The organism is Gelidimonas diazotrophica (genome assembly GCF_055694025.1).
Genome location: NZ_CM146349.1, coordinates 812,888 through 830,137, shown reverse-complemented (window position 1 = coordinate 830,137; position 17,250 = coordinate 812,888). Strand labels below are relative to the sequence as shown.

Annotated in this window: 16 protein-coding genes; 11 read left to right on the top strand and 5 right to left on the bottom strand. The window is 58.4% G+C overall.

Going from position 1 to position 17,250, the window contains the following annotated elements:
- The first annotated feature begins 1 nt into the window (after window position 1).
- Genes arsA through arsB form a run of 3 tightly spaced genes read left to right on the top strand, consistent with a single transcriptional unit; the run spans window position 2 to window position 3,419 of the window.
- Window positions 2-1,822 (top strand): arsenical pump-driving ATPase, encoded by a 1,821-nt coding sequence (gene arsA, locus KGFNPO_RS03880; protein WP_472633184.1) that lies wholly within the window; start codon window positions 2-4, stop codon window positions 1,820-1,822.
- Window positions 1,819-2,322: an arsenate reductase ArsC gene (locus KGFNPO_RS03875; protein ID WP_472633183.1), complete on the top strand. Its 504-nt coding sequence runs from the start codon at window positions 1,819-1,821 to the stop codon at window positions 2,320-2,322. Before arsA ends, KGFNPO_RS03875 begins: the two co-directional genes overlap by 4 nt.
- A gap of 29 nt (window positions 2,323-2,351) precedes the next feature.
- Window positions 2,352-3,419 (top strand): ACR3 family arsenite efflux transporter, encoded by a 1,068-nt coding sequence (gene arsB / locus KGFNPO_RS03870; RefSeq protein ID WP_472633182.1) that lies wholly within the window; start codon window positions 2,352-2,354, stop codon window positions 3,417-3,419.
- Window positions 3,420-3,667: 248 nt separating this feature from the next.
- On the opposite strand, the gene KGFNPO_RS03865 is transcribed toward arsB, so the two are convergent.
- The 3 genes from KGFNPO_RS03865 to KGFNPO_RS03855 all read right to left on the bottom strand — a co-directional run bounded on the left by KGFNPO_RS03865 (window position 3,668) and on the right by KGFNPO_RS03855 (window position 7,656).
- Window positions 3,668-4,309, bottom strand: coding sequence for a GIY-YIG nuclease family protein (locus tag KGFNPO_RS03865; protein ID WP_472633181.1), 642 nt, complete (start codon window positions 4,307-4,309; stop codon window positions 3,668-3,670).
- Between the two features lie 513 nt (window positions 4,310-4,822).
- Window positions 4,823-6,511: a methyl-accepting chemotaxis protein gene (locus KGFNPO_RS03860; RefSeq protein ID WP_472633180.1), complete on the bottom strand. Its 1,689-nt coding sequence runs from the start codon at window positions 6,509-6,511 to the stop codon at window positions 4,823-4,825.
- Between the two features lie 263 nt (window positions 6,512-6,774).
- Entirely contained in the window at window positions 6,775-7,656 is an 882-nt protein-coding gene (locus KGFNPO_RS03855) for a DNA ligase (protein WP_472633179.1), read from the bottom strand.
- 267 nt (window positions 7,657-7,923) lie between these two features.
- Here KGFNPO_RS03855 and KGFNPO_RS03850 point away from each other — a divergent pair, with 267 nt between their 5' ends.
- The 8 genes from KGFNPO_RS03850 (at window position 7,924) to KGFNPO_RS03815 (ending at window position 14,163) form a co-directional block, all read left to right on the top strand.
- On the top strand, window positions 7,924-8,562 hold the full coding sequence (locus KGFNPO_RS03850) for a nitroreductase family protein (protein ID WP_472633178.1): 639 nt from the start codon (window positions 7,924-7,926) through the stop codon (window positions 8,560-8,562).
- Between the two features lie 73 nt (window positions 8,563-8,635).
- Window positions 8,636-9,568, top strand: a complete 933-nt coding sequence (locus tag KGFNPO_RS03845; protein WP_472633177.1) for a cation diffusion facilitator family transporter — start codon at window positions 8,636-8,638, stop codon at window positions 9,566-9,568.
- 65 nt (window positions 9,569-9,633) lie between these two features.
- Window positions 9,634-10,332, top strand: coding sequence for a VIT1/CCC1 transporter family protein (locus KGFNPO_RS03840; RefSeq protein ID WP_472633176.1), 699 nt, complete (start codon window positions 9,634-9,636; stop codon window positions 10,330-10,332).
- A gap of 111 nt (window positions 10,333-10,443) precedes the next feature.
- Window positions 10,444-11,403: a DnaJ C-terminal domain-containing protein gene (locus KGFNPO_RS03835; protein WP_472633175.1), complete on the top strand. Its 960-nt coding sequence runs from the start codon at window positions 10,444-10,446 to the stop codon at window positions 11,401-11,403.
- A 15-nt stretch (window positions 11,404-11,418) separates the two neighbouring features.
- Window positions 11,419-11,742, top strand: coding sequence for a chaperone modulator CbpM (locus KGFNPO_RS03830; RefSeq protein ID WP_472633174.1), 324 nt, complete (start codon window positions 11,419-11,421; stop codon window positions 11,740-11,742).
- A 33-nt stretch (window positions 11,743-11,775) separates the two neighbouring features.
- The gene (locus KGFNPO_RS03825; protein WP_472633173.1) at window positions 11,776-12,012 is read left to right on the top strand and encodes a DUF2789 family protein; all 237 of its coding nucleotides are present in this window, start codon (window positions 11,776-11,778) and stop codon (window positions 12,010-12,012) included.
- Between the two features lie 71 nt (window positions 12,013-12,083).
- Window positions 12,084-12,530 carry a copper chaperone PCu(A)C gene (locus tag KGFNPO_RS03820; RefSeq protein WP_472633172.1) on the top strand — a complete coding sequence of 149 codons (447 nt, stop codon included), beginning with the start codon at window positions 12,084-12,086 and terminating at the stop codon, window positions 12,528-12,530.
- A 46-nt stretch (window positions 12,531-12,576) separates the two neighbouring features.
- A complete protein-coding gene (locus KGFNPO_RS03815) occupies window positions 12,577-14,163 on the top strand; it encodes a bifunctional aminoglycoside phosphotransferase/ATP-binding protein (RefSeq protein ID WP_472633171.1) in 1,587 nt (528 codons plus the stop codon).
- 326 nt (window positions 14,164-14,489) lie between these two features.
- Here the strand turns inward: KGFNPO_RS03815 and KGFNPO_RS03810 are convergent, their stop codons facing one another.
- Together KGFNPO_RS03810 and KGFNPO_RS03805 are read right to left on the bottom strand one after the other, a co-directional pair.
- Window positions 14,490-14,966: a cyanophycin metabolism-associated DUF1854 family protein gene (locus KGFNPO_RS03810; RefSeq protein ID WP_472633170.1), complete on the bottom strand. Its 477-nt coding sequence runs from the start codon at window positions 14,964-14,966 to the stop codon at window positions 14,490-14,492.
- Window positions 14,963-17,227, bottom strand: a complete 2,265-nt coding sequence (locus KGFNPO_RS03805) for a cyanophycin metabolism-associated ABC transporter (protein WP_472633169.1) — start codon at window positions 17,225-17,227, stop codon at window positions 14,963-14,965. The genes KGFNPO_RS03810 and KGFNPO_RS03805 overlap by 4 nt, the downstream gene beginning before the upstream one ends.
- Window positions 17,228-17,250 lie beyond the last annotated feature (23 nt).

Here is a 17,250-nt window from a genome sequence, read left to right as displayed (position 1 = left end):
CATGAATTTGCAATTTCTCAATAATCCGCCACCCTTCCTGTTTTTCACCGGCAAAGGCGGCGTCGGCAAGACTTCACTAGCCTGCGCCCATGCGGTGTCTTTGGTCGATCAGGGCAAGCGCGTGTTGCTGGTTTCCACCGATCCGGCATCCAACGTCGGCCAAGTATTCGGCATCAGCATCGGCAATCACGTCACGGTGGTGGATGCGGTGCCGGGGCTGTCGGCGCTGGAAATCGATCCGCAAGCGGCGGCCCAAATGTACCGCGACAAAATCGTCGGCCCGGTGCGCGGCGTGTTGCCGGATGCGGTAGTCAAGAGCATCGAGGAACAATTATCCGGCGCTTGCACTACTGAGATCGCCGCCTTTGACGAGTTCACCGCGCTGCTGACCGATCCGGCGCTGGTGCAGGGTTATGACCATATCGTGTTCGACACTGCGCCCACCGGCCACACCATCCGCCTGCTGCAATTGCCCGGCGCGTGGGATACTTTTTTGCAAGATGCCAAGGGCGATGCATCTTGTCTGGGACCGCTGTCCGGGCTGGAAAAGCAGCGCGATCAGTATCACGCGGCCGTCGAGGCGCTGTCCGATCCGGCGCGCACCCGCCTGGTTTTAGTCGCGCGGGCCCAGCGTGCAACGCTGCGCGAAGCGGCGCGCACCCATGAAGAACTGGCGGCGATTGGCCTCAAGCAGCAATATCTGGTGATCAACGGCATCCTGCCGCAGCGCGAAGCTGCGCATGATCCTTTGGCTGCGGCGGTATTCAAGCGCGAACAGCAGGCGCTGGCCGACATGCCGGCGGCCTTGCAAGCGCTGCCGACGGACCAGGTAGCGCTGAAGTCATTCAATCTGGTCGGGCTGGATGCACTGCGCCGATTGCTGACGGCAGACGAACCGGCATCCGGCACCGACTCTGCACCAGTGCCAATCCTGGTTGCGCCTGCGTTGAACATGGGTACGCTGATCGACGACATCGCGGCCGACGGTCACGGGCTGATCATGCTGATGGGCAAAGGCGGCGTCGGCAAGACCACGCTGGCCGCTGCGGTCGCGGTGGCTTTGGCCGGGCGCGGCTTTCCGGTACATCTGACCACTTCTGACCCGGCCGCGCATTTAGCGGAAACGCTCGCTGCAACATCAGACCGCACGCTGGAACATCTGACCGTGAGCCGTATCGATCCGCAGGCGGAAACTGCGCGCTATCGACAAAACGTGCTCGACACCAAGGGCAAGAATCTGGATGCGGCTGGCCGTGCGCTGCTGGAAGAAGATTTGCGTTCGCCCTGCACCGAAGAAATCGCGGTGTTTCAGGCGTTTTCACGCGCCATCCGCGAGGCCGGCAAAAAGTTCGTGGTGATGGATACCGCGCCGACCGGCCACACGCTGCTGTTGCTGGACGCCACCGGCGCTTATCACCGCGAAGTGGCGCGCCAATTGACCGATCCCCATCTGCATTTCACTACGCCAATGATGCAGTTGCAAGACCCGGCCCAAACCAAGGTGCTGCTGGTGACGCTGGCCGAAACTACGCCGGTGCTGGAGGCGGCAAATTTACAAGCCGATCTGCGCCGCGCCGGCATCGAACCGTGGGCCTGGATCGTCAACAACAGTCTGGTGGCGGCCCAACCGCAGTCCCGCCTTCTGCGCCAGCGCGCCGCCAATGAGCTGGCGCAGATCGACTTGGTAGCAACGCAACATGCGCAGCGTTATGCAGTAGTGCCGCTGCTGACCGAGGAACCGGTCGGTGTGGCGCGCTTATTGGCGCTTACGGATACACCTCTTCAAGCATCACCAACCATTGCCAAACGGAGTTCGCTATGAGCGACAAAATCTACAACGTGCTGTTCCTCTGCACCGGCAACTCGGCGCGCAGCATCATTGCCGAGTCCATCCTGAATCAGCTTGGCGCAGGACGCTTTCATGCCTACAGCGCAGGCAGTCACCCGCGCGGCGCAGTGCATCCGTTGACACTGGATTTGTTGCAAAGCCACAGTTATGACGTCAGCACGCTGCGCAGCAAAAGCTGGGACGAGTTTGCCGAGCCCGACGCGCCGCAGATGGATTTCGTTTTCACCGTCTGCGATCAGGCGGCCGGCGAAGCCTGCCCGTTTTGGCCGGGACAACCGGTCACCGCACATTGGGGCTTCGCTGACCCGTCGCATGTGGAAGGCGACGACGCAATCAAACGCAGGGCTTTTGCACACACCCACATGGAAATCACCAACCGCATCCGGCTGCTCCTGAGCCTGCCGATCGACAAGCTTGATCGCCTGTCGCTCCAAAAGCATTTGCGCGAAATCGGCCAAAGCCAGAGCGCCTAAGTTATCCCTGCATCCCTACTGGAATTGTTATGTCTGCACAATGTGAAGTTACCGCCAAAAAAGCGGCTGGCGCTCCGCTGAGTTTTTTTGAACGCTACCTGACCGCGTGGGTTGCGATCTGCATCGTGGTCGGAATCACGCTCGGCCAGGGCTTGCCGAATATGTTCAAGGCGATTGGCGCGATGGAAATCGCCAAGGTCAACCTGCCGGTCGGCTTGCTGATCTGGGTGATGATCATCCCGATGCTGCTGAAAATCGATTTCGGCGCGCTGCATCAAGTCAGGCAGCACAGCAAAGGCATCGCTGTCACGCTATTCGTCAACTGGGCGGTGAAACCGTTTTCGATGGCGTTCCTGGCCTGGCTCTTCATCCGGGTCTGGTTTGCACCGTATTTGCCCAGCGCGCAGATCGATTCCTACATCGCCGGCCTGATCCTGCTGGCAGCCGCGCCCTGCACCGCGATGGTGTTTGTCTGGAGCCGGCTGACCGGCGGCGACCCGTATTTCACGCTGTCGCAGGTGGCGATCAATGACTTGATCATGGTGTTTGCGTTCGCGCCGCTGGTCGCTTTGCTGCTGGGGGTATCGAGCATCATCGTGCCGTGGGACACGCTGCTGACTTCGGTAGTGTTGTATATCGTGCTGCCGGTAATCATCGCCCAGATAATCCGGCGCGCGCTGCTGGCCAAAGGCACGGCCAGGTTCGATGCGGTGCTGCACAAAATTCAGCCGTGGTCGATTGCCGCTTTATTGGCCACGCTGGTATTGCTGTTCGCATTCCAGGGCGACGCCATCCTGCGGCAACCGCTGGTGATTGCGCTGCTGGCGGTGCCGATTCTGATCCAGGTTTTCTTCAATGCGGGATTGGCTTACTGGCTTAACAAGAAGGTCGGCGAAAAGCATTCGGTAGCCGGCCCGTCGGCGCTGATCGGCGCTTCCAACTTCTTCGAACTGGCGGTGGCGGCAGCGATCAGCTTGTTCGGCTTCGAATCTGGCGCGGCGTTGGCCACCGTGGTCGGCGTGCTGATCGAAGTGCCGGTGATGCTGCTGGTGGTCAAGGTCGTCAACAACTCCAAAACTTGGTACGAGCGCGGCTAAGTGTTTAACGGATAGATATCCATGCGTTCAAACCATTCTGTCTGAATGCCCTGTTAAGACAAAGAGCGTGCTGTTTCAGATGAGTGGTTTTGAGGGACGGATGACGAGTAATTCCAGTCATTCAAGTTTTTCAGGTGAAGGGCGGCTCCCGACCCCTTGCCGTCAGTCGCAATTAGCGGAAGCGGACGCTCAACGTCTGAACTCATCGGCCTGCGCGGCTTTTCGCGCAGGTCCGGTGGAATGATGGGTTAGCCACATTCGTGCCTTCGATCAATTTCTACACACGCCTCGTGAGTAAATAAATCGGTGCAGTGAATCATTGAATACTCGTCAAGCTGGTGCACGAATAGACGAGCATTGTCTTCCGGATTTCTCGATGCCAAAAACATCTCGCCTGTTCGGTCAGTAATAAAACCAAGATCAGTTCGCTCGATTATTTCGTCTCTTAAGCCTGAGTGACGGTAACGCACTGACTCGAGATACACGATTCCATCACTGTGTGTGATCTTGATCGAATGGAAGTCCGACATAAGGTAGCCCGGATATTTCTTCTTTAGATCGGGAAGAATTTCCACACCGCTATTGGCCCCGATACGAGGAACTAGGAATCCAACGGATTCTTCCATCAAACCGCGAACCGCTTCTCGGATCGGAATTTGAAAGAACTCTCGATTCGGCTGATAACGGTAATCATCAAAACGTGCATGGAGGCGCTTTTCAACGAACTTGCAGTCCGTTACAAGTTCGTCATAGACGATGATGAAGTCGTCCGGAACCCCTGTGCCTCGCAAGTCTTTGGCTCGCTCTTTGGGGGTACGCTCAGTCAGCCCAATCTTCACTAACCCTCGCATTGCCGGGTTGATCATGATGTAAACGAATCCTGCGCTCATAGTGGTAAGTGGCTAACTAGATATGTCCGAACGCGTACGTCGCATAAACGGACTGTTGTCGTATAACGTTTCTCGGAAAATCCCGTGAAACCCTTGTGCGGCTTGACTCTCAAGCGATATACCGTACATTCATACGGTATTAAATATTCTGTGAAAAGCATCACTGCTATTTATTTCCATAATATCAATTTTTTTTCTCGTCGTAATATTCGCTAAATAAGTAAATTTGATTTGTGCGAATGTCGGCTTCGGAGACGGAACTCGACCGACCGCTCCTGGCCGGATTCTGCCGGTCAGGCAGATACGGTGACAGACCGCTATTGCTGCGAAGCGGCGCGACAGAGTCGCAACACTGTAGCTGTTGGCCGCACTTGGTTGCACGCCACTAACGGCGCAATGCGCTACGCTTATTGACGCCCTACGCCTTAACTTTTATCGTGGGAGTATAGGTAAAAACACCCATATTTCCGCATTGTTTCATTGCGGATTGTAAATATACATGCTTAGGTATATTCAATTGCACAGGGCTGCTGAAAATCGATTTTCCGATCCATTGCCAGAGTAGTCAATCGCCAGCCTGCGGCCACCCATTTGCAGCGTAGCGCGTTGTGGTCGTTGCGACATAAAGGCTGCGACTATGGGTGCCGCTTCAATTTCGCGGCCTAACTTAAACACACTCACCGCTTGCGTCAGCGAAACCGCCTGATCCTGCAGACTTTCGGCGGCAACAGCGGCTTGTTCCACCAGCGCTGCATTCTGTTGCGTCATTTCATCCATTTGGCCGATGGCTTGATTGACCTGTTCGATGCCGGCGCTTTGCTCCTGGCTGGCGGCGGTGATCTCGCGCATGATGTCGGCTACCCGCTGGACCGAGCTGACGATCTCAATCATGGTCTGGCCGGCGTCATCCACCAACTTACTGCCCTGATCGACTTGTCGTACTGAATCGTCGATCAGCGCCTTGATTTCCTTCGCGGCAGAAGCGCTGCGTTGCGCCAGATTGCGCACTTCGGCTGCGACTACTGCAAAGCCGCGCCCTTGTGCGCCAGCGTGCGCCGCTTCGACTGCTGCATTCAGCGCCAGGATATTGGTCTGGAAAGCGATGCCGTCGATGACGCTGATGATGTCGGCAATCTTGCTCGAACTGGCCTTGATCGAGCCCATGGTGTCAACCACCTGCGACACCACTTGGCCGCCCTTTACCGCCACGCTGGAGGCCGACACCGCCAACTGATTGGCCTGGTGTGCATTGTCGGCATTGCGGCGCACAGCACCGGTCAGTTCTTCCATCGAACTGGCGGTTTCTTCCAGCGCACTGGCCTGTTGTTCGGTGCGCGACGACAGGTCGGCGTTGCCGGTGGCGATTTCACCGGAAGCCAGCGCGATGGTGTCAACCCCAGAGCGGACGTTGCCGATCACTTGATGCAGCGCGGTATTCATGTCGCGTAGCGCGGTGAGCAACTGGCCGGTTTCATCCTTGCCGGTAACCACGATCTGCGCCGATAAATCGCCGGCAGCAACGCGCTGCGCAATCCGCACCGCTGCATGTAACGGCCCTGAAATGGAGCGGCTGATTAGCCATGCGCACGCCAGCCCGAGCAACAGTGCTGCCACACTCAGCGACACCATCAGGATGCGGCCGTTCTGAAAATGATGGTCAGCCTGGCTAGCCAGTGCCAGCGACAGATTTTGCTGGTAGACAATCAGCTGGCGGGCGCTGCGCAGATAAGCGTCGACTGCCGGCAGGAATTTTTCGTCGATCATCTGGTCGGCAACCGCATTCCTGCCGGTCCTTTTGAGTTCGAGAACGGCGTCGCCGACAGTTGCATACAATTTACGTTTTTCAGCGATATGCAGCAGCAGCGCTTTGCCTGCGGCCGAGGCTATCATCGGCTCCAGGCTTTTTTGAATCGTGCTGATTCTGTTGGCGGTGATTCTGATTTGCTCTTTGAAATATTCCTGGGATTCCGGCTCATCGGTTCTGGCAACCGCTACGGTGCGCGCACTATTGACGCTGATCTCGGTAAACCATTCGGCGCCGAGCCGCTCGATTGCCATGGTTTCAGATGACATCGTGTGGACCACTTCGCCAACTGCCTGCAATCTGGCGATACCCAGTCCGGCAATCGCCAGCATCAAGATCAGCACAGCGGCAAAGCCGGCGCTCAAGCGGGTACTGATACTGAAATTGTGCAGGTTCATAAGCTGCCAGTAATATTGTGCATGTTGGAAACTCCATAATGGGTACAAAAATGCGCTGTATAAGAATAAGCAACGGTGCTTTTGACGCCGTCGCAATGCGGATTGCGGGTGCGGGCAAAAATTGCCCTTGTGCAACGCAGCATGCGAAATGTACCGCGAAATTGTGACCGTCGAATGACAGCGGCATCGGGCCTGCCGATTTCCGAGCGCAAAAAAACCAGCTGAATGCTGGTTTTTTTATTGCCATTCCAAAGGCGCAGCAATTATTCCGGTGCGCGCACCCGCATGAAACTGGCGAAGCGCGGCAAGCCGTTCGGCGTGCGTTCGCGGTAGCGGTAGGTCACGATGCTGCCTACCGGCGGCGGCGCACGGCGCTGTGCATCGCTGATGCCGCTGCCCAGGCGGAAGCGCTGCCCATCGGGACTTTCCACCAGCAAAGCGCCGCACATGCCCTGATATTTTCCTTTTCCCGGCAGGTGGGCGATGACTTTGGCCTCGGCGTCATGCTGTGGCTTCAGTTTCAGCAGCGCATCGGTGCGTCCGGTTTGCCAGAGCGCATCGGCGCGGTGCAGCATCAAACCCTCGCCGCCGCCGCGCACCACTTGCTGCAATCTGGCTTGCAGCGCCTGACGATTGGCGATGCGCACTTGCGGCACCAACTGCAGCCAGCGCAGATTGGCGTGCGCCACACTGACCTGCAACGCCGCTACCCGTTCGCTGAAAGTGCCGGGTGCTTGCGGCCACTCGAATACCTGATAGCTGATTTGACGCCACTCGGCATCGCTCGGGCTGTCGCGCCGCACCGCTGCCGACAACAGGTCGAATTTGCGCCGCCCCATCCACAATTCGCCATCCAGCGGATGCGCCGGAAAACCGGCAATAAACCAGTCCGGCGCATGGATTATTCTGCCGCTGCGAAAGTGCAGCGTTTTGCCATCCCACAATGCCCGCACGCCGTCGAGTTTTTCGCTCACCAGGTAAGCGCCGGGGTCGATGGCCTCATTAAAATTTTGCGCCAGTAATACCGGCGGCGCTGCATCGTCGGTAATATTTTCGGCTGCAGCTGCATGCGCCATCGGCCCGGAATGCAGCACGCCGCCCAGCAACAGCAACGCGAGCAAGCGCCGTATTGGTGGCAACTTCATCGGAGGCAGCTTCATCGGATGCCCCGCAACGCGCAAACGCAGTCGCTCTGTGCAACAAGATGAGTCTGGCAGCGCACAATAGTCACAGTAAGTTCTCCTGAAATGGTTGATAACATTCTTGCAAGCAATAATTTACCATGCATTGCAATGCCTGCCGGCGAAACCTCTACCTATCGTGTATCCGTGCGCTGCAGACATTGCGCGGGCCGGGGCGATAATGCAAAATCTGGGCTTCAGATTTGCCGGATTACCGGGAAAGGATCATCCATGTCGGAATTACCGATAGCGCCACAGACACACAGCGCAGCCGCGCCGGCAGCGGGGTCGGCAGAAGAGTTATGCGAGGTCGCGCAGGCACTGATTCACTCGCGCCAGAACATTTCACCCAAACGGCTGGCCGCACCCGGCCCGACACCGGCCCAACTCGAACAATTGCTGGGCGCAGCCGCGGCAGCGCCGGACCACGGTCAATTGCATCCGTGGCGCTTCGTCATCATCCCGCAGGACAAGCGTGCGCTGCTGGGCGAAGTGTTCGCGCAAGCGTTAATCGAGCGCGATGCCGACGCCACGCCCGAACAGATTGCCAGCGCACGCGAAAAAGCGCAGCGTGCGCCGCTGCTGCTCCTGGCGGTGGCCCAACTGGGGCCGGCCGAGCCGGATATTCCGGCGCTGGAACGCATGGTCTCGTTTGGCTGCGCGCTGCAGAACATGCTGCTATTGGCGAATGCAATGGGTTTCGGTGCCGGTCTGACCAGCGGACAGGCGATGTGCTCGGTGCACATGCAACAATTATTTGCGCTGGCCGCCGGCGAGCATCCGGTATGCTTCATCAATATCGGCACCGCCAGCAAGCGCAAACCGCAGCAAGCGCGGCCGGGGCCGTGGGAATTCACCTCGACTCTTTAAAATTAAAAACAGGCGGAATATTGTTCATGACAAGTTTGCATCAGGCTTTCAGATTGATCGATGAGGCGCGCACATGAGTGCCGGACACAATCACGATCACGCGCCTGCCAGCTTCAACCGGGCGTTTGGGATTGGCATCGCGCTTAATACCGTTTTTGTCGCACTCGAAGCCTTTTACGGCTGGCAGGTCAACTCGCTGGCGCTGCTGGCCGACGCCGGCCACAATTTATCCGACGTGGCCGGACTGGTGCTGGCCTGGGGCGGCGCGCTGGCCGGCAGGCTGCGGCCGGACGCGCGCCATACCTATGGCTGGAAACGCGCCTCCATTCTGGCGGCCTTTGCCAATGCATTATTGCTGCTGGTGGCGATGGGTTCACTGGCGTGGGAGGCCATCGGACGGCTCGGTGCGCCGGGGCCGGTGCAGGGAGTGGCCATCATGCTGGTGGCGGGAATCGGCATTGTAGTCAATGGCGCCACTGCGCTGCTGTTCATGCACGGCAGCAAGAATGACTTGAATATCCACGGCGCATTCCTGCACATGGCGGCCGACACGCTGGTCTCGGCCGGCGTAGTGTGTGCCGGCGCGCTGGCGCTGTGGTTCGGCTGGAACTGGCTGGACCCGGTGGCCAGTCTGCTGATTGCCGCCGTGATTGTGGTCAGTACCTGGAGCCTGTTCCGACAATCGCTGCACCTGTTGTTCGATGGCGTGCCGGAAGCAATTGATTTGCCCGAGGTGCGCGCCTACTTGGAATCGTTGCCCGGCGTGAGCCGCGTGCATGACCTGCATGTGTGGGCGATGGGCACCTCGCAGGTGGCGCTTACTGCGCACCTGATCATGTCTGCCGGGCATCCGGGCGACGCTTTTCTGTGCCAGGCCAGCAGCGGGCTGCACGAGCGCTTCGACATCGACCATGCCACGCTGCAAGTCGCAACGGCGTCCCTGATGCCGTCGTGCGATGGCCCGACTGAGCTGAATTTGCCGCATAGCCATTCCCATTCTCATTAATTGCAGCTGCGGTTAGCGATACTGATATCCGCTCTCCCCGCACCTTAAGAATAAGAAAGATCAACATGGCCCGTCCAAGACACCCAGAACTGCACCGTACCGAACGTATTGGCTGGCTGCGCGCCGCCGTGCTGGGAGCAAATGACGGCATCGTCTCCACCGCCAGCTTGATGGTGGGCATTGCTGCAGCCAGTGGCGGGCGCAGCGAACTGCTGGTGGCCGGCGTGGCGGGACTGGTGGCGGGAGCGATGTCGATGGCGGCCGGCGAATACGTCTCTGTCAGCTCGCAATCCGACACCGAGCAAGCCGACCTGGAGCGCGAACGAATCGAACTGGCCGAGCAACCGGAGCACGAACAGCAAGAGTTGACCGCCATCTACATGCATCGCGGGCTGACGCATGAACTGGCGGCGCAAGTGGCGCGCCAATTGATGCAGCATGACGCGCTGGGTGCCCATGCACGCGACGAACTCGGCATTTCCGAATCCGCCAGCGCGCGGCCGGTGCAAGCCGCGCTGACCTCGGCCGTCACCTTCGCCGCAGGTGCCGCCTTGCCGCTATTGACGACCCTGCTGGCTCCGCTGCCGCAACTGGTGCCGCTGGTAGCCGGCACGTCGCTGGTGTGCCTGAGCGCACTAGGCGCGCTGGGCGCTTACACTGGTGGCGCGCCGGTATTCCAGGCGGCGCTGCGCGTGACTTTTTGGGGCGCGCTGGCGATGGCGGCCACGGCCGGCGCCGGCAAATTGTTTGGTGCGGTGATGTAGTTGATGGAGTTGATTTAGCACAAACGGTACGAATGCAACATGCACTAATTTCAATACGATTCAATACGACTTATTGCGTTTTCCTAACCCCGCACGCGGAAGCATCGATCCATGAAATTCAAAGATTATTACGAAAGCCTTGGCGTGCCGCGCACGGCAACCCAGGATGAAATCAAGGGCGCTTATCGCAAACTGGCGCGCAAATACCATCCCGATGTCAGCAAGGAACCGAACGCGGAAACACGCTTCAAGGAAATGGGCGAAGCGTACAAAGTGCTCAAGGACCCGGAAACGCGTGCCACCTACGACCAGGTCGGCAGCCAGCATCAGAACGGGCAGGAATTCCAACCGCCGCCGAACTGGGATGCCGGTTTCGAATTCAAGGGAGGCGATGCCAATGCTGGCAGCGACGGTGCCGATTACAGCGATTTTTTCGAATCACTGTTCGGCCGCAGGGCTGGAGCCGCAGCAGGAGCCGGTCATGCACCGCGTCAAGCCAGGCAAGCGCAGGGCCAGGATCATCATGCCAAGGTGCAAATCGATCTGCAAGATGCTTACCACGGGGCGCAGCGCAGCATCTCGCTGCGCCTGCCGACCATGGACGCCCAAGGTCACGTCAGCACCCAGGACCGCACGCTCGACATCACTATTCCGAAAGGGATTCGCGAGGGTCAGCATTTGCGCCTTAGCGGCCAAGGTGGGCCAGGATTGGGCCAAGGGCCGGCCGGCGATTTGTATCTGGAAATCGTATTCCGCCCGCACCCGCATTATCGGGTCGATGGGCGCGATGTCTATTTCGATTTGCCGCTGGCACCGTGGGAAGCCGCGCTCGGCGGCAGCGTCACCGCACCAACGCCCGAAGGCTCGGTGCATCTGACCATCCCGCCCGGCTCCAGCGCCGGGCGCAAGCTGCGCCTGAAAGGCCAGGGCATTCCAGGCAACCCGGCCGGCAATCTGTACGCGGTGCTGGTGATCGCGCTGCCGCCCGCCAACGACGAGCGCGCCAAGGAAGCCTACCGTGCGATGGCGCAAGCTTTCGATTTCAACCCGCGCGCCCATCTGCTGGGATAATTCGGAGAACATCTGATGAACCAAACAATTACAAGCTATCTTCAAGGCCAGGTGGTCGAGGAAGAAATCGAACTGACCTTGATTGAGCTGTGCCAGGCGTGCGGTGCGCCACAGGAACAGATCACGATCTGGGTGCTGGAAGGCATGCTGGAACCATACGGTCCGCAGCCGCAACCTCAGGAGTGGCGCTTTAGCGGTGCCGCACTGCAGCGCGCACGACTGGCTGTGCGGCTCACCCGCGACCTTGAAATCAATCCGGCCGGAGTCGCGCTGGCGCTGGATCTGCTGGATGAAATCGCCGCACTGAAAACCCAACTCAAGCGCCGCAGCACACATTGAAACGCATCTGAAACACATCACCAGGAGACCGTCATGGAACAACCCGTACATATGCTCGCAGAACTGTTCAAGCAATTGGGCTTGCCTGCAGAAATCGAGGCAATCGACCGCTTCATCGCCACCCATACGCCGCTGGCGGCCGATGTTGCACTGGCCGATGCGCCGTTCTGGACTCCGGCCCAGGCCGCGTTTTTACGCGAAGAAATTCTGGAAGACGCCGATTGGGCCGAGATCATCGATCATCTGAACGTGGCGCTGCGCGCCCAATAACCAGCACCGGTTGCACTGCGCGTCTGCGTCTGCGTACACGTCTACGCCCGATTAAAAATTAAAGGAAATCCGTGAAAAATGTAATTCTTGCCTCTCTGCTCGCACTCTCCGCCACTGCCGCTTTAGCCCAGGTCGAAGTTAAAGACCCTTGGGTGCGCGCCACTGTCCAGCAGCAAAAAACCACCGGCGCTTTCATGCAACTGACCGCCAAACAGGATGCCCGCTTAGTCGAAGTGCGCTCGCCGGCAGCCAGCGTGGTTGAAGTCCATGAAATGTCGATGGAAAACAACATCATGAAAATGCGCGCGGTGCCCGGCGTGGATTTGCCGGCCGGCAAAGCCGTCGATCTGAAACCGGGCGGCTATCACATCATGCTGATCAACTTGAAACAGCAAATCAAGGATGGCGACATGGTGCCGGTGACGCTGGTAGTCGAAGGCAAGGACAAAAAACGCCAAACCATCGAACTGCAAGTGCCAGCACGACCGCTCAATAGTATGGCCGGCATGAAACATTGATAAGCCTGCATGCAGGCACGGAGGCCTGCACTACTGGAAATAAGCGATGCCGAATAATCCGTCAACCACTGTGCAACAGCAATTACAACTGATCCACGCGCTGCAAGGGCAGCACATGGCGCTGATCGAAACCCATATTTCATGGGTTTTGCTGAGCGCAGACACTGCCTACAAGATCAAGAAGGCGCTCGATCTGGGCTTTCTCGACTTCAGCACGCTGGCCGGACGGGAATTCTATTGCGCAGAAGAAATCCGGCTCAACCGGCGGCTGGCGCCGGATATTTATCGCGATGTGATTCCCATCGGCGGCAGTTTCGAGGCACCGCTGCTGGGCCATTTGCCGGCGATTGAATATGCGGTCAGGATGCGCCGTTTCGATGGTTCCAAACAAATGGACACGGTGCTGGCAGCCGGCCAGTTGCGCGCCGCGCATATCGACCGCCTGGCCGCCATCCTGGCGCGCTTTCACGCCGATTTGCAGCCGGCCAACCCGGTCAATCCGGCCAGCACGTTCGGCACTGCTGCAGCTATTCATGCTGTCAGCCAGCAGAATTTCAAACAACTCGATGCGCTGTTGAATAACGCTGAAGACCACCAAAATTTGCAAGATTTACGGCACGCTACGGAAGCGGAATTTGCTGCCTGCAAGCCGATCTTCGAACAACGCCGCTGCGACGGTTTCGTGCGCGAATGCCACGGCGATCTGCATTTGAGCAATATCGTGTTGATCGACGATCAACCGGTGCCGTTCGATTGTCTCGAATTCGATCCCGGATTGCGCTGGATCGACGTCATCAACGAACTCGCTTTCCCGATGATGGACTTGATGCACCATCAGCACAGCGGACTCGCCTTTCGCCTGCTCAATGCTTATCTGGAAATCAGCGGCGACTACGCCGGCGTGGCGTTGCTGCGCTTTTACCTTGCTGGCCGGGCCACGGTGCGCGCCAAAATAAGCGCGATCCGCATCAGCCAGCCCGGAATATCACAGGCTGACGCAGCAGAAGCGCTGGCTAGCGGACGCAGCTATCTGAATCTGGCCAGCACGCTGCTGCGCAACCGCCAACCGGCGCTGATCATCACCCACGGCTTGCCCGGTTCCGGAAAAAGTACGCTCGCGCTGGAAGCGCTGGAACGTCAGCATGCGATCCGGCTGCGCTCCGACGTCGAGCGCAAGCGCCTGTTCGGCATCAAAGCCCTCGACCACGGCAACACCGATCAGGACATCTATAGCGCTGCAGCAACCCGGCAGACCTATAACCGGCTGCAGCAAACGGCACGACAGTTGATCGAAGCCGGTTACACGGTAATTGTCGATGCCGCCTTTCTGCGGCAAGAGGAGCGGGCAATGTTCCGGCAGTTGGCGCAGCAGATGGCGATTCCGTTCGCAATCGCCTCCGCGCAGGCCGAGGCAGCGACTCTGCGCAGCCGCATCCTGCACCGCAGCGCGCTTGGTACCGATCCTTCGGACGCCAACCTCGCAGTGCTGGAAAAACTCACAAGCGTCCAACAGCCGCTGTCGCCCGAGGAATTAACGTACACCGTAATATTCGAAAGCCAGGCCGGCAGCAGCGGCTTTGGGGCTTTAACGCAGAGTTGGGACCAGCTGGATAAATTGCTGGCGGCGGCTTGATGCAACCCGCTCACAAATTCCAGCATTAACATACATGACTGTGTATTATTTAATTATCGTTTAAATATATGCGGAAATATGCCTATATTTAGCCATACTCCCTATAAAATAGTGCGTGTGGTAACTATTCAGCCGGCAAGACAATTAAGAGAGAAATGGCACGATGTTGTAGGAGCGCACCCGGGCGCGATCAACGGCTGCAGTCTGGCGACTGCTTTCGCGCCCGGGTGCGCTCCTACAAAAAACACTTCGGTTTGGAAGTTTCTTGGTGCGGGCTGAATAGTTACGGCAGACGCAACCAGATGCAGGCACGGAGGCCTGCACTACTACAAAAACCGGTCCAGCAACTTGCGGCTGGCCTGGTTCAGCGTTTGCATGTCGCGCACCAGATACTGGACGCCGTGGCTGTCGGCAATAATGAGTCCCTCTGGCCCGACGCGGCGAATGTCTTCTTCTCCCTTGAGCACAAAGCTGGTGTCGCCGCGGTCGGTATCGACCTGCCAGGTGCTGGGCGTGGCGAATGCCGACACCCGCAAAATTTGCAAAATCTGCGGTAAAAATTCGCGACTGGCCAGTTCCTGTTCCAGCAATATCCGCACGCCATCAGGCAGATCGGATAAGCGCTCGATCCAGGCCAGTTCGCTTCCCTCGGCGCTGACGATGGCGATTCCACTGTCTGGCGCTGCGATGGGAAATGCGCGTACCGGCACTACGCCGACGTGACTCTCAGACTCCCCGGCGGCGCTAAATACCAGTTTGCCGAAAGCATTGCGCTCTACCTTAAAATCGTTCAAATCACTCATGCAACACTTTCAGTTTCGTCAAGTTCTGCGCTGTGCTCCACGCCTTGTTCCAACCTATCCTGCTCGGCCTGACGCGCCTGGGCTTGATACAGCCGATAGTAAGCGCCTTCGCGCGCCAGCAATTCATCGTGTTTGCCCACTTCGACGATCTGGCCCCGATCCATCACCACCAACCGGTCGGCTTGGCGCAGCGTAGAAAGCCGATGCGCAATCGCGATTGTGGTGCGGCCGCGCACCAGGTTATCCAGCGCCTTTTGAATCTCGCGCTCGGTGGTGGTGTCGACCGACGAGGTGGCTTCATCCATGATCAGGATATGCGGATCGATCAGCAGCGCGCGCGCAATCGAGATCCGCTGCCGCTCGCCGCCAGACAGGGTCTGGCCGCGCTCGCCCACCATTGAATCGTAGCCATGCGGCAGGCGCAGGATGAATTCATGCGCATTGGCGGCGCGGGCGGCGGCAATGATCTGCTCGCGGCTGGCATCCGGCTTGCCGTAGGCGACGTTTTCGGCAATGGTGCCAAAGAACAGGAACGGTTCCTGCAGCACCAGGCCGATATTGCTGCGGTATTCCGAAATCGGCAGCGAACGGATATCGACGCCATCGATCAAAATCGCACCTGCGGAAACATCGTAAAAGCGACAGATCAGGTTGACCAGCGTACTTTTTCCGGAGCCGCTATGGCCGACCAGGCCGATCATCTCGCCCGGCTGGATAGTCAGATCGAGGTCGCGGATTACCGCCCGGTTGCCGTAGCGAAAGCCGATATTCCTGATCTCGATACGGCCTTCGATCTGCGCCAGATGGACCGGATTGGCGGCTTCCGGCACGCTCGACACGTGGTCCAGAATATCGAAGATGCGTTTGGCGCCGGCGGCGGCTTTCTGCGTCACCGAGACGATCCGGCTCATCGAGTCGAGCCGGGTGTAAAAACGGCTGATATAAGCCAGAAACGCGGTCAGCACACCGACCGTGATCATGCCGTGCGAGACTTGCCAGATGCCGACCGCCCACACTATCAGCAAGCCGATTTCGGTCAAAAATCCCACGGTTGGCGAAAACAGCGACCAGATTTTGTTGACCCGATCATTGATTGCAAGATTGTGGTTGTTGGCTTCGCGAAAACGCGCCGCTTCGCGTTTTTCCTGAGCGAACGCTTTCACTACGCGGATGCCGGGGATGGTATCTGCCAGCACATTGGTGACTTGCGACCAGATGCGATCGATTTTTTCAAAGCCGAAGCGCAATTTATTGCGCACCACATGGATCATCCAGGCAATGAACGGCAAAGGCACCAGCGTCACCAACGCCAGCCAGGGATTGATCGAGATCAGAATTGCCGCCGTCATCACGATCATCAGCACATCGGTGGCGAAATCCAGCAGATGCAGCGACAGGAACACGCAGATGCGGTCGGTCTCGGAGCCGATGCGCGTCATCAGGTCGCCGGTGCGCTTGCCGCCGAAATATTCGAGCGACAGCCGCAGCAAATGTTCATAGGTGCTGGTGCGCAAGTCGGCGCCGATGCGTTCGCTCACCAGGGCCAGAATGTACGTGCGAGCCCAGCTCAACAGCCAGGCCAGCAAGGCCGAGCCGAACAGGCCGCCCAGATACAGCGTGACCAGACTAACGTCAATCGGCGCTCCGTTCTGATATGGAATCAGCACATTGTCCATCAGCGGCATGGTCAGGTAAGGCGGCACCAAGGTCGCTGCGGTGGCGGCCAGGGTCAGGATGAATCCCAGCAGCAATTGGCCGTTGTAGGGCCGGGCAAAGCGCCACAGCCGAAACAGCGTCCAGGTCGACGGCGCAGTGGCGGCGTCCGGAGTACAGGTCGGGCATTCTTCCTGCCCAGGCTCCAGAATCGCGTTGCAGCTCGGGCACACGGCCTGTTCGGGTTCGGCCACCGGCTGGCCCGATACGGCAGCATGGCATTGCTGCTCGAACTGGACCATCAGACGCAACGCATCCGGGTTATGGCTTAGTGTATAGCGCCAGCAAGCCAGGCGGGCGCTGGCATCGTGCAGTTCGAGGCTGCCTACGCCGGCATGATCCTGATGCACCAGGGTCAGATCCGGTCGATACGACCACTGCTGCCAGATGGCATCATCACGGGTTTTGAAAAGCAGCCTGAAATTGCTGACAACCACGATACCCGGCACAAAGTGCAACTGCGCATCGAGATCAATCTCGCAATGCGCCAGCACAGTTTCATTTTTGACCAGTTGAGAATGTAAGTCGTGATGCCAGGCGGCAGGCATTTCATACTTTTTCGATAACAATA